The sequence below is a fragment of the Herbaspirillum lusitanum genome (assembly GCF_046025995.1).
In the GTDB taxonomy this organism is placed as follows: Bacteria; Pseudomonadota; Gammaproteobacteria; order Burkholderiales; family Burkholderiaceae_D; genus Herbaspirillum; species Herbaspirillum lusitanum_A.
In genome coordinates, this window is record NZ_JAQQFM010000007.1 from 128,956 (window position 1) to 141,662 (window position 12,707).

Genomic DNA, 12,707 nt, shown 5'->3' on the forward strand with positions numbered 1-12,707 from the left:
CAAATGTTCGTGCCGGATGCTGTGCGTGCTGCGGTGGACTGAAGCAGGCGAGGGCGTGGAGCGATGCGGCGGATACGATGTTGCGGCTGAGCCTTGCCGGCGCTGCGGATTGTTGTGATCCGCAATGCCGGCAATCGCTCGCTTAGACGCCCTGTTTCAGCGAGGCAGCGATGAAATCGTCGATGTCGCCATCGAGCACTGCCTTGGTGTTGCCGGTTTCGTGGTTGGTGCGCAAATCCTTGATGCGCGACTGATCCAGCACGTAAGAGCGGATCTGGTGGCCCCAGCCGACGTCGGTCTTGGAGTCTTCCAGTTTCTGCTGCTCGCTCATGCGTTTGCGCAGTTCCAGTTCGAACAGTTTGGCCTTCAGCATTTCCCATGCTTCCGCGCGGTTGCGGTGCTGGCTGCGGTCGTTCTGGCATTGCACCACAATCCCGCTCGGGCCGTGCGTCAGACGCACTGCAGAGTCGGTTTTATTGATGTGCTGACCACCGGCGCCGGAGGCGCGATAGGTATCTACGCGTACGTCGGCCGGGTTGATGTCGATGTCGAAGGACTCATCCACTTCCGGATACACGAACAGGCTGGAGAAAGAAGTGTGGCGACCGTTGGCCGAGTCGAACGGCGACTTGCGCACCAGACGGTGCACGCCGGTTTCGGTGCGCAGGAAACCGTAGGCGTATTCGCCTTCGACCTTGAGCGTGGCAGTCTTGATGCCGGCCACTTCACCGTCCGACTGCTCCATGATCTCGACCTTGAAGCCCTTGCGTTCGCAATAGCGCAGATACTGACGCAGCAGCATCGACGCCCAGTCCTGCGCCTCGGTGCCGCCGGCGCCGGCCTGGATATCGATGAAGCAGTTGTTGGCATCCATAGGATTGCTGAACATGCGGCGGAATTCCATTTCCTCCACCAGCTTCTTCAGGCCTTCGGTATCGGCTTCGATGGCGACGACGGTGTCTTCGTCCTTTTCCTCACGCGCCATCGCGAACAGGTCGCGCGCGTCGCCGAGTTCGCTGTCGATCTTGATCAGCGTGTGGACAATCGCTTCCAGCGATTTCTTTTCCTTGCCGAGATCCTGCGCCCGTTTCTGATCGTTCCAGACGTTCGGGTCTTCCAGTTCGGCGTTGACTTGTTCGAGTTTCTCTGACTTCACATCGAAGTCAAAGATACCTCCGAAGTTCTGCTGCGCGCGCCGTCAGGTCGTCGAGCAGCGATTGGAGGGAATTGAGGCGTTCTGCTTCCATGATGATTTCTTTTGCGATCAAACCGGGAATTATACAAGACGCGGGGACGCTTTTGCCCTGGTCGCTGTCACAAGCCCGTCATTTTCGGTCGTTACCATCGCAGCGCTTTGTACGCCTGACATTCCGCTGACGGCCTGCCGATAATCGATTGCGCAGCGCTGTCGTTCCAGTTGATATGGAGAAATATTGATGAGACAGCCCCAGCCACACGCCATCCAGTCCTTTTCCGAGGAGCTGCCGCAAGCCGGCCGCCGCAGCCTGCTCAAGGCGCTCAGCGCCGCGCCGCTGTTGCCGCTGACGCTGGGCGGTTCGGCCGCCCTGTTGCTCAATGGCTGCGCCACGGCCGGGCCGCAAGGCAAGGGTTTCGTGTCCGCCGCCTTCAGCGGCATGCCGGCGCCGACGCTGGCCGATCCGGCCGCCATGGCGCGCACCACCGTGGCGTCGTCGCTGCAAGTGCTGTTCGATGACGGCAGCCGCCAGGATTACCAACTGGCCTATCGCCCCTTCTTCATGACCGGCGATATGGTGCCGGACGGCAAGGGCGGCCAGATTCTGGCCGGTGGTTATCTGGATATCAATAATCAGCCCATCATCGACCGCTCGGTGCCCGGCAAGGAGCGTCAGTTTTATTCCGACTGCCCGGACGGTTCCTCGCTGCTGAGCATGAAAAATGCGCGCGTGGCCGGCGTCAAGGGCAATACCGTGTTCGCGGTGGTGCAGTTCGAATACACCACGCGCGACCAGAAGCTGGCCGCCATGTATGGCCAGTTGCCGTCTCCGATCGCGGTGCTGACGCTGGATCAGGACCCCAGCAGCGGCCATCTGTCGCTGGTCCAGTATCACAATGTCGATACCTCGGCCGTACACGGTCTGTGGATCACCTGCGGCGCCAGCCTGTCACCGTGGAATACCCACTTGTCGAGCGAAGAGTACGAGCCGGATGCCGCGGCCATCGCCGGCAACGTGCAGTTCCAGGCCTTCAGCAAGAATCTGTATGGCGACGCTCAGCGCGCCAATCCTTATCACTACGGCCATCTGCCGGAAATTACCGTCAATCCCGACGGCAGCGGCAGCGTGAAGAAGCATTATTGTCTCGGCCGCATTTCGCATGAACTGGTGCAGGTCATGCCGGATCAGCGCACCGTGCTGATGGGCGACGATGCCACCAACGGCGGCTTGTTCATGTTCATCGCCGATCGCGCGGCGGACTTGTCTGCCGGCAGCTTGTATGTGGCGCGCTGGAGCCAGACGTCGGACGTCGGCCCGGGCGCCGGCAAGCTGAGCTGGGTCAAGCTGGGCAGCGCCAGCAGCGATGAAATCGAACTGCTGGCCAATCGCCTCAAGGCCGGCGACATCATGGACATCAAGACCAGCGATCCGGAAGACGCGTCTTACAGCAAGATTCCGTTCAACGGCAAAGCCAACTGGGTACGCATCAAGCCGGGCATGCAGAAGGCCGCCGCCTTCCTCGAGACACACCGCTATGCGGCGCTGGTCGGCGGCAGCCTCGGCTTCACCAAGATGGAAGGCACCACCGTCAACGCCAGGGACAAGGTCGCGTATTCGGCCATGTCCTACATCCAGACGTCGATGCTGGACGGTTCCGGCCACATCAAGGTGCAGGGCCCGAAGGCAGGCGCGGTGTATGCGCTGAATCTGCGCGGCGGGCAGCGCGATATCGCCGGTGCGGCGATTGTCAGCGAATGGGTGCCGGTCGACATGGCGCCGCCGGCGGCGCTGGTCGGGCAGGATCTGAAGACGCCCGATGTGCTCGGCAACCTGGCGCATCAGGATCGCATCGCCAATCCGGACAACATCAAGTTCTCGGAAAAGCTGCGCACCTTGTTCATCGGCGAAGACAGCGGCATGCACGTCAACAATTTCCTGTGGGCCTACAACGTCGACACGCAACAGCTCACGCGCATTCTGTCGTGCCCGGCCGGCGCCGAATCGACCGGTCTGCACGCGGTGGACGAGATCAACGGCTGGACCTACATCATGAGCAACTTCCAGCATGCGGGTGACTGGGAAAAGGGCTTGCACGACAAGGTCAAGGATCAGCTCGATCCGCTGGTGCGCGCCAACTACAAGGATCGCTTCGGCGCGACGGTCGGTTATCTGACCGGCCTGCAATTGGGTTCGAAGGCCTGATCGGGGGATCAGTGCCGGTAAGTGGAGGAGGGAGAAAACCGGGGCGCCTGCCCCGGTTTTTCTATGCGCGATACGCTGAGCATCGCGCCATGTGATCGCGCCGGCGGACGCTGCAGGCAGCGACATGCAGAGCGGGGGCGCGCCGGCGCACGGAACACGGAACGCAATCTGTTAGCATCAGTCTCATCAGCTTGCTTTCCGACCGCCTGCCGATGACAACAAGTACAACAAAGCCGCTAGTGCCCCCGCCGCCGTTTCCGACGCCTTGCTCTTCCGCGCGTTCTGCGCAGGCATTCTCAGCACTGTTTTTTGTGTCAGTTGCGGCATTGTTATCGGCCTGCAGCAGCGCGCCGGTGAATCACGGCGAAGTCAAAGGTGCGCAGACCAGCTCGCGCGAGATGGCGCAGTCCGACACCAATCGCGTCGCCACGCTCGCCATGCGCGCCAATCTCGACAGCCTTTATCTCCTGATGGACAAGCTCTATCGCCGCAATCCCGGCGAGTGGAAAAAGAGCGGCGCCGATCGCGATGAGGTCGTCAAGCGTGTGCGCGAGGCGGTGGAGTTGCGCCAGCTCTGGCCCGAGTTGCAAGGCAAGCGCGACATCGCCGCCATGGCGCTGGCGCTCAGTCCCGATTTCAAGGGCGACCGCGTGGCCGCCTTCATCTATGCCACGGCCGACATGATCATCGTGGCGCATGAGGGCAAGATCGAATTTTTCCTGATCGACGGACTGGATGCCCAGCATCTTTATAACGCCGCACGCAATGTGGAGATCGCCGCCTGGATCTTGTCCAGCCGTCGCAATGCGGCTGGCCAGCCCTTGCTGCTGGCCGACGAAAGCGGCCCCGGCGGGCGCAATCTCAGCTTCGAGCGCGAATTCGGCAAGATCGTCGGCCGTCTCGACCTCATGGCGCAATTCATCACAGAAAAATATCGTCGCGCCGGCATCAGCTATGTGCAGAATCTGCTGGGCGGCTCTTTCCTGCAGTTCCTGCCGGTACGCTGATTTTTCTGCGCCGAGCACACAAAAAAAAGCCCGGTTCCGAGAACCGGGCCAACGCTCAGGGACTGCCGGACTAACAACAAAAATTCCGGCGTTACGCACACTTCCTTTGAAACGGCAGCCTCCAAGACTCCGGCTTGCGTGGCTTAAGCGGGCGACGCAGCTTACAGATATTTGATTTCGATAGTGGTGGAGCCGTCGAACGGCACTTCTTGTGTCAGCGGCAGGTTCTCAGGCTTGTTCAGAATCGTTTCCACGGTGATACGTGCCGACAGTTGCTTGATCGCCAGCGGTGTTTTGGTGCCGGGCGCGGCAAACGAGAACAGGGTGCCGGTGTTTTCGATATAGGTAGTGTCATCGGCCCAGGCATTGCCTTTGGCGTAGAGATTGGTCACCGGCTTGGAATCCGCAGTGGTTTCCGGCGCGATAGACAGCGTGTAGCCGCCTACGTTTTTGCCGGCCACGGTGCCCAGACCATAGTTGTATTCGGCGCCGCCGCGTATGCTTTCCGTGATGCCGGCGACTTTGGAGGCGGCACGGTTATCGGTGGTGACCAATGCGATCTTGGCCGCAGCATCGCAGGAAACATTGAGGGTCACGTCTTTCTTTTCCAGCCGGGTATAGGCGCCGGCAGTCAGGCGCGAAGCCGGAATCACGCCGTAGTCGACCACGCCGCCGCCCGTGAATGTGGGTTTGCAGGCGGCCGGCTTGATCACGCCCTTGACCTGCAGCTCCGCGGTATCGGCGGCGTGAGCAAGGTGAGAGAACAAGGCAGTGGCGAGCAGGGCAGACAGGGCGATGACTTTTTTCATGATGTTTTCTCAGGATAAGAAGTTGTTTGAAGTTGTTGCATCGCAAGGCCCGCTGATCCGAGTGGTTTGTCTGATGCAGTGAGCTCATTGTGCTTTTTTTGGCCTCGGTGCTATATGAGAAAAGTCTCAAAAAACAGCTGCTCACACCTTGTTTTTAATTGGCCTGCCGATAGAAAAGCGCCCAATTCAATTCGTTTGGAAAGGCAGGCAACCGTATCTGGATACGCGTTTTCCGCGCGAGAAGAGGGGAATTAGAGAGCAATGCGCGATCGCGGGGCGACGCGCCCGCACCCGAGCAGCTGGCATCGCAGGCTGCGGGCGGAACGTCAGGGATGATGCCGGAGGTGTCTGGCGAGCCGGCCTGGTGCCGGATCAGTGCCCCGGCGAGAGGCCCGAGCCGGGTGAGGTTCCGCCGGGCAGAGGTGAGCCGGGGAGCGGATGGTGCGGCTGCGGCGCCGCTTCGGTAGTTGCACCGGCGACGATGCTGGAATGCCCGCAGCCGATGCCGTTGGCGGCGATTACATAGCGGCCCCGGCCTTGCGCTTTGGCGTGGTACATGGCTTTGTCTGCCGCTTGCAGCAAGGCATCGGCGTCGCAGCGGCCGTCGCAGACCGCGATGCCGATCGAGACGCCCAACTGTCGATCGCCGTGTGCCAGTCGCAAGGGTTCTGAAACCGCCTTGATGCATTTCTCGGCCAAGGCGCGCGTACCGTTTTCCAGCGGCTGACCGAGGTCGGTCGCCAGCAGCACGAATTCGTCGCCGCCCACCCGCGCCAGCGTATCGCTGTGGCGCGCTACCTGGCGCAGGCGCTGAGCGATTTCCTTGAGCACCAGATCGCCGGCCTGATGCCCCAGTGTGTCGTTGATCGGCTTGAAACCATCCAGATCGAGGTAGAGCAGGGCAATGCCGGTATTTTCGCGGCCGGCCCGCGCCAGTGCCTGCTGCATGCGTTCGGCCAGCATGATGCGGTTGGGCAGGCCGGTCAGCACGTCGTGGTGGGCCTGATGCTGCAGCTCGGATTGATGCATCTTCAGCCGCGCCAGCAAGCCATTGAAGGCCATGGTCAGATGCCCGACTTCATCGCGCCTTACCACCGGCAGCGGCGACAGCGGGATTTCGCCGCGCGTCATCTTGTCGGCCAGATCGGCGGCGCGCCGCAAGCGGCGGAAGAACCAGAGATAGGCCAGCACGATGATCACAAAAATCACACCGCCTTGCATCATTGCGCCGCGCGTGATCAGTTCGCGCATATGAGCTGCTGTCGGCACGGCGGCTGCCAGCGGCAAGCAGGCAACTACTATCCAATCGGTGCCGGGCACTGAAGCAAAGGCCTTGATCTCATCAACCCCATGTTGATCGCGGCCAACGCCGTTGCCGCGGAAACCCGTCAATGCGCGATCCAGCAAGAGATCCGTGCCGGTCGGCGGCAGCGAATTGAAGACCGATGCCGGATTGCTGGAGGCAATGATCAGGCGCCGTGACGGCGATATCAGCATGAAGCCGCCGGAAGGGCCGAGTTGAGCTCGTTGCAGATGGTCGAGAAAACCTGTCGCGTTGAGTTCGGTGGTGCCGCCCAGAATGCCGCTGATTCTGCCTTCGGCGTTGCGTACCGGCGCCATCATCGGCAGGATGGGGCGCGCCGAGGCCGGGCTCAGCAAAGGATCGCCGATGACGGTTGCGCCGTCGAGCACACGTGTGTAGTCAGGATAGGAGGTGAGTGAAATCGCACGGCGGCCGTTCATGGTGGGATAGTCCACCACGATTACACCGTCGGTATTGGCGAAGAACAGACCTTGCGCAAACAGCGGTTGTAGCTCCTGATGCTCGCGCAACCATTCGCGCAGCGCTGCGGGATCGTTCAATAATCCGGGCGGCACCTGTGTTGCAAGACGTTCGAGGAAATGACGCCGCTCCTCGGTGCGATAGCCGATGTCCTGGGCCAGATAACTGGCAATGATGCTTTGTTGCCGGGCGACTACTGCGCTTTGCTCGGTTTCGAGAAAGTCACGCAGAAAGTAGAAGCGCAGGATCGCAGTGGAAATGACGATGCCGATGCCGAACAGCACAAGGCGGGTAAACAGGCTGTTGCCGAAGCGGCGGATTTTCATCGATGGCGGTTGGTATTGTTGTCTTGCCGGTCAAAATGTCCAACCGTCTGCGCGATGTTCCCCTTGTCGGGCGCGCGCCGACGGCATCGTCATTGTGCCACCCGGCGCGAGTTTTGTCGGCAGGAATTGTTTTTGTACCGCAACAACAATGCTCTTGCCGCACGGCATCAAGCCGGCTCGGCGTGCTCCACCATCAATTGCACCTTGGTCACGCCGTTGTATTCATTGGCGTCGAGGCGGAACGCCACGCGGGCATAGTCAGGCAGAGCGTCGGCATGGCCAAACCAGATCGCGTCGTATTTCTGGCCATCCTTTTCCAGCAGCAGCTTCAGATGCTTCTCTTTCAGGATGCGCTGATTCAGCACGCGGAAACGGTCGCAGAAGACCGGCGGCGCAAAGCCCTGGCCCCAGACCTGATCGTCCATGACACCGATGAATTGCACCGAGTAATACGCGTCTTCCAGCACGCCATCGGTTTCGATCACGCGCTCCAGCTGATTCTGTGTGAGCCAGTCGCGGCCCACGGCTTCGAAGGCTTCAGAAAACGCCTCCAGCGCATGCGCGTGAATCGTCAGTCCGGCCGCCATGGCGTGGCCGCCGAATTTGGTGATCACCGAAGGCGCATGCTTGGAGACCAGATCCAGCGCATCGCGCAGATGAAACCCGGGGATCGAGCGGCCGGAGCCCTTGATGAAGCCTTCATCGCCGGGCGCGAAGGTAATGGTAGGGCGATAGAACTTGTCCTTCAGGCGCGAGGCCACGATGCCGATCACGCCCTGATGCCAGGATGGATCGAAGACGGCGATGGTGCGGCGGTCGGCCGGATTGAAATCGTCCAGCAGATTGAGCGCGGTGTCCTGCATGCCGGCTTCGATGTCGCGCCGCTCGCGATTGATGCCGTCCAGTTGCTGGGCGATGGCCCAGGCGCGGCCTTCGTCGTCGGTGGTCAGGCATTCTATGCCGAGCGACATGTCGGCCAGCCGGCCGGCGGCGTTCAGGCGCGGGCCGACTGCAAAGCCCAGATCGAAAGGCGTGGCGCGTCGCGCTTCACGGCCGGCGGCGCGGAACAGCGCAGCGATGCCTGCGTGCATGCGGCCGCTGCGCATGCGCTTGAGGCCCTGCGCCACCAGAATGCGATTGTTGGCGTCCAGCTTGACGACGTCGGCGACCGTGCCGAGCGCCACCAGATCCAGCAGCGCATCAAGACGTGGCTGGGTTTGCGCATCGAAGACGCCGCGCTTGCGCATTTCTGCACGCAGCGCCAGCAGTACGTAAAACATCACGCCGACGCCGGCCAGATTCTTGCTGGGGAAGCCGCATTGCGGCTGGTTCGGATTGACGATCACGCGCGCGTCCGGCAGCGCATCGCCGGGCAAGTGGTGATCGGTGACCACGACGTCGATGCCGCGCGCCTTGGCCGCCGCAACGCCGTCGATGCTGGCGATGCCGTTGTCGACAGTGACGATGATGTCGGGCGCTTTTTCGCGGATGGTGAGCTCGACGATTTCCGGCGTCAGGCCGTAGCCGTATTCAAAACGGTTGGGCACGATGTAATCGACGTGCGCGCCCAGGCTGCGCAAGCCGCGCAGGCCGACCGCGCAGGCGGTGGCGCCGTCGCAGTCATAGTCGGCCACGATCACCATTTTCTTTTGGGCTGCGATGGCGTCCGCCAGATAGCTGGCGGCGGCATCGATATGCAGCAGACCGGACGGCGCGATCAGCGAGTTCAGTTCGCTCTGCAGTTCCTTGGCATGCAGCAGGCCGCGCGCGGCGTAGACACGCGCCAGCACGGGGTGGACGCCGTCGGCGATCAGACGGTCGGCGTCATGTGGAGCATAAGCTCGGGTAGCGATACGGATCATGCGGAGAGTGTCGACAACGAGGGTTTAAGCCAGAATTTGCGCAAGCTGCCGCGGGTGGTCTGCAGATGCAGCAATTGTTCGGAGCCGGTCAATACCAGGCCGATGGCGTCGAGCTGGCCGTCGCGCAGTGCCTGCAGCAGCGGCGCCAGCCATTCGCGATCCAGGGTTTCCATGCTTTGCAGCCACAGACCCCATTCCTCGGCCAATGCCGCTTCGATCAATTGATCCAGCAGCAGCAGACGTTCACCTTTGAGGCTGAGCAGTTCAGCCAGCTGACCTGCCGGCAAGGCAGTAGCGGCAGCCTGATCTGCCGCATCGGTCTGAGCGGCAAAGGCTTGCATCCAGCCGCGCATGCCGAGGCTGGCGGCATAGGGCGTTTTGAACGCAGCTTGCGCGGCATCGGCGCCGCCCCAGATCCACAGCGAGTTGACGGCCTTCATGCCCTGCATCTCGCGTTCTTCGTTCATGGCATCGGCAAACCATTGCATCTGCACTTCGTTTTGCAATTTGCGCCAGGCCAGCTCGCCCGGGCCTTCCGGCATCCAGATATCGACATTGCGGCCGCTGGCGGCGCTCGGCGTGGAGGTGCGCAGGCCTACCCAGTCATCGGCACGAAAGAACCAGGTGCTGGCGTCGCCATACACCAGCTCGTGTCCTATTTCGGTGAACAAGGGCTGGGCGGCGGCGAACAGGCGTTGCGACTGTGCGTGGTCGAGTTGCAGCTGGCCGATGTCGGTCAGCACCAGATGATCGCGCGCCACGTGAATATGCGCCGGATGCAGCACGAACCACAGACCGGCGGCCGGTGCATGGCCAAGTGCGCGCATCAGCGCAGCGGCGGCGGCCGGGCTGCTGTCCTGCGCGAGACGCGGCAGGCCAAAGCGCTCGCTGAGCCAATGCTCATGCGGCAGGGCACGCGAAAAAGGATCGAAAGCACGCGGCGCGGCGGCGGCCGTGCCGCGTGCCAGCAGCATCGCCAGCGCCGGCGCCTTGCATTGACGCAGCAGATCGCGCGCCATAGGCGCCGGCGGCAGAGAAAAAGGTAAAAGAATGTCGAGTTGATTCATGGCCGACATTGTAGGGCATGCGGCGCAGCTTGGCGGGACGGCAGCGCGGCCGGGTGATTGCGGCAGCTAGCGGGCTGGGACCGGGCGATCTACGCCAGACGATGCAAATGCGCTTGCGGAATTGCATGCGGCCAGCCTGAACATCAAAAACGGCAGCGTTTTCACGCCGCCAGCCTGATCAATTTTTCTTCCAGGCATTCTTCGCACGCTGCCGCACCAGCATCTTGACGCTGTCCGGCACCGGCGTGCCGGAGCCGTTCTGTTCCGCCGAGACCCAGGTGCTGTGTTCGAAATGCGGCAGCATGCGCGGCGTGATGAAGCGGGTGCGGATCGCCGTCATGTAGCGGTCGCCCTGCGGCGTCTGCTGGGTGACGTAGAAGCGCTGCGGCGTGATGATGTGCAGATGTTCCTTGGCGCGCGTCATGGCGACGTACAGCAGCCTGCGTTCTTCGGCCAGTTCGGCTTCGTTGCCGCTGGCCAGGTCGGACGGCAGGCAGCCGTCCACCGCGTTCAACAGATGCACCGAGCGCCATTCCTGGCCCTTGGCGGAATGGATGGTGGAGAGCGTCAGATAGTCTTCATCGCGATACGGCGGGGCGGCGAAATCGCTGCTGGCTTCCGGCGGATCAAGCGTGATTTCGGTCAGGAATTTTTCGCGCGAGGCGTAGCCGGCCGCCAGTTGCGTCAACTGTTCGATGTCGGCGCTGCGCGCCACCGGGTCTTCGTATTTGTGCTCCAGTTGCGGCAGATACCAGTCGCGTGCCGCATTGAGGTCGGTCGGCCATTGCCTGCCGGCGCGTCGCATCAGGTCGTAGGTGTCGGCGAAGGCCTGCCATTCCAGCGCGATGTTGGCCGGCGGTGTGAAGTTCTGCAAGGCGTCGACCGGATCGCCGGCGATCGCCATCTGATCCAGTACCTTCCTGGCGGTGGCGGGGCCGACGCCGGGAATCAGTTGCAGCACGCGGAATCCAGCCATGCGGCCGTTGGGATTGTGCGCCAGCCGCAGCAGCGCCAGCAGATCCTTGATGTGCGTGCTTTCCAGAAATTTCAGGCCACCGAATTTGACGAAGGGAATATTGCGCCGGATCAGTTCCAGTTCCAGCGCAGCGCTGTGACTGGAAGTGCGAAACAGTACCGCCTGCGACTTCAGCGTCATGCCGGCTTCGCGATGTTCCAGTACGCGATTGGCAACCCAGCGCGCCTGCTCGACCTCGTCCGGGATCAGAATCAGTTGCGGCTTCTGCGAGGAGACCTTGTCGCTCCACAGCGTCTTGGTGTGGCGTTCCATGGCTTGCTCGATCACCGCATTGGAGGCCGCCAGAATCGGCTGGGTCGAGCGGTAATTGCGCTCCAGCGTGACCAGCCGGGCAGGACGTGAAAACTGCTGCGGGAAGTCGAGAATGTTGCGCACCGTGGCGCCGCGGAAAGAGTAGATCGACTGCGCGTCATCGCCGACAGCCGTAACGCCGGCGCCGTCCGGTTTCAGGCGGCGCAGGATGTCGGCCTGCAGGCGATTGGTATCCTGATACTCGTCTACCAGCACGTAATCGAAACGCGCGCCGAGCAATTGCGCCAGTTCGGCGTCGCTCAGCATCTCGGCCCAGAACAGCAGCAGGTCGTCATAGTCCACCACATGCTGTTCTTGCTTGGCATCGACATAGCGCTCGAACAGTTCGCCCAATTCCTTTTCCCATTCGCGGCACCAGGGAAACTGTTTGTTCAGCACCGTGGAGAGATCGTCGCGGCTGTTCACCACGCGCGAATAGATCGCCAGGCAAGTGCCTTTCAGCGGAAAGCGTTTTTCGGTGGAGGAGAGCGCCATCTCATGCCGCAGCAGGCCAAGCAAGTCTTCCGAGTCGCCACGGTCATTGATGGTGAAGTTTTCTTCCAGTCCGATCTGTACCGCGTAATCGCGCAGCAGCCGCGCACCGATACTGTGAAAGGTGCCTGACCAGGGCAGGCCGGGCGGCGCGGCGGTCGCGCCCAGCTTGAGCACGCGCTGCATCACCTGGCCGACGCGGCGCCCCATGTCGGAGGCGGCGCGGCGGGAAAAGGTCAGCAGCAGGATGCGTTGCGGATCGGCGCCGTTCAGAATCAGATTGGCGACCCGGTGTGCCAGGGTATTGGTCTTGCCGGAACCGGCGCCGGCCACGATCAGGAGCGGCTGCTGTTGCGACAAGGCCTTGCCGATATCGTGATCGACCGCCTGTCGCTGCTCTGGATTGAGCGCGGCGAACGGATCGCCGGATTTTTCCTGTGCGGTACTGGCATCGCCGGCCGTGGCGCCGGCGGCGGTAGTGACGGGAGTGACGCTAGTGATGATATCGGCGGCGAGCGTTGAATCCATGATCTGGGAGCAGGTCAGCGCCGGATGGCGCATCAATCTTTATTAAATGGTTGCCTGGTTCATATTATTTTTGTGGTTCGCCGGGCAGCTTGGAGCTGTGTTCGGCAC

The 12,707-nt window shown here is 61.9% G+C and carries 8 protein-coding genes; 2 read left to right on the top strand and 6 right to left on the bottom strand.

What is annotated here, in order from left to right:
- Window positions 1-142: 142 nt before the first annotated feature.
- Window positions 143-1,247 (bottom strand): peptide chain release factor 2 gene (gene prfB / locus PQR62_RS16510; RefSeq protein WP_408159080.1). Its coding sequence is split into 2 segments (ribosomal slippage): window positions 143-1,165 and window positions 1,167-1,247, totalling 1,104 coding nucleotides; the frame shifts between segments, so codons are not numbered across the junction.
- 189 nt (window positions 1,248-1,436) lie between these two features.
- Between prfB and PQR62_RS16515 the strand changes: the two genes are divergently transcribed.
- Both PQR62_RS16515 and PQR62_RS16520 read left to right on the top strand, forming a co-directional pair.
- Window positions 1,437-3,398, top strand: a complete 1,962-nt coding sequence (locus PQR62_RS16515; RefSeq protein WP_408159081.1) for a PhoX family protein — start codon at window positions 1,437-1,439, stop codon at window positions 3,396-3,398.
- 353 nt (window positions 3,399-3,751) lie between these two features.
- The gene (locus PQR62_RS16520; protein WP_408159082.1) at window positions 3,752-4,405 is read left to right on the top strand and encodes a hypothetical protein; all 654 of its coding nucleotides are present in this window, start codon (window positions 3,752-3,754) and stop codon (window positions 4,403-4,405) included.
- A gap of 161 nt (window positions 4,406-4,566) precedes the next feature.
- Here PQR62_RS16520 and PQR62_RS16525 read toward each other — a convergent pair whose 3' ends face one another.
- The 5 genes from PQR62_RS16525 to PQR62_RS16545 form a co-directional block, all read right to left on the bottom strand.
- Window positions 4,567-5,214, bottom strand: coding sequence for a DUF1120 domain-containing protein (locus PQR62_RS16525; RefSeq protein ID WP_408159083.1), 648 nt, complete (start codon window positions 5,212-5,214; stop codon window positions 4,567-4,569).
- Window positions 5,215-5,586: 372 nt separating this feature from the next.
- Window positions 5,587-7,323, bottom strand: coding sequence for a bifunctional diguanylate cyclase/phosphodiesterase (locus PQR62_RS16530; RefSeq protein ID WP_408159084.1), 1,737 nt, complete (start codon window positions 7,321-7,323; stop codon window positions 5,587-5,589).
- Between the two features lie 167 nt (window positions 7,324-7,490).
- On the bottom strand, window positions 7,491-9,185 hold the full coding sequence (gene recJ / locus PQR62_RS16535) for a single-stranded-DNA-specific exonuclease RecJ (RefSeq protein ID WP_408159085.1): 1,695 nt from the start codon (window positions 9,183-9,185) through the stop codon (window positions 7,491-7,493).
- Window positions 9,182-10,252 (bottom strand): hypothetical protein, encoded by a 1,071-nt coding sequence (locus PQR62_RS16540; RefSeq protein WP_408159086.1) that lies wholly within the window; start codon window positions 10,250-10,252, stop codon window positions 9,182-9,184. The genes recJ and PQR62_RS16540 overlap by 4 nt, the downstream gene beginning before the upstream one ends.
- 178 nt (window positions 10,253-10,430) lie before the next feature.
- On the bottom strand, window positions 10,431-12,599 hold the full coding sequence (locus tag PQR62_RS16545; protein WP_408159087.1) for an ATP-dependent helicase: 2,169 nt from the start codon (window positions 12,597-12,599) through the stop codon (window positions 10,431-10,433).
- Window positions 12,600-12,707: the final 108 nt, after the last annotated feature.

Bases quoted from the DNA above. Each gene is read 5' to 3' on its own strand.
- PQR62_RS16515 (WP_408159081.1), top strand. From the start codon at position 1,437: ATGAGACAGCCCCAGCCACACGCCATCCAGTCCTTTTCCGAGGAGCTG.
- PQR62_RS16525 (WP_408159083.1), bottom strand. From the start codon at position 5,214: ATGAAAAAAGTCATCGCCCTGTCTGCCCTGCTCGCCACTGCCTTGTTC.
- PQR62_RS16530 (WP_408159084.1), bottom strand. From the start codon at position 7,323: ATGAAAATCCGCCGCTTCGGCAACAGCCTGTTTACCCGCCTTGTGCTG.
- recJ (WP_408159085.1), bottom strand. From the start codon at position 9,185: ATGATCCGTATCGCTACCCGAGCTTATGCTCCACATGACGCCGACCGT.
- PQR62_RS16540 (WP_408159086.1), bottom strand. From the start codon at position 10,252: ATGAATCAACTCGACATTCTTTTACCTTTTTCTCTGCCGCCGGCGCCT.
- PQR62_RS16545 (WP_408159087.1), bottom strand. From the start codon at position 12,599: ATGGATTCAACGCTCGCCGCCGATATCATCACTAGCGTCACTCCCGTC.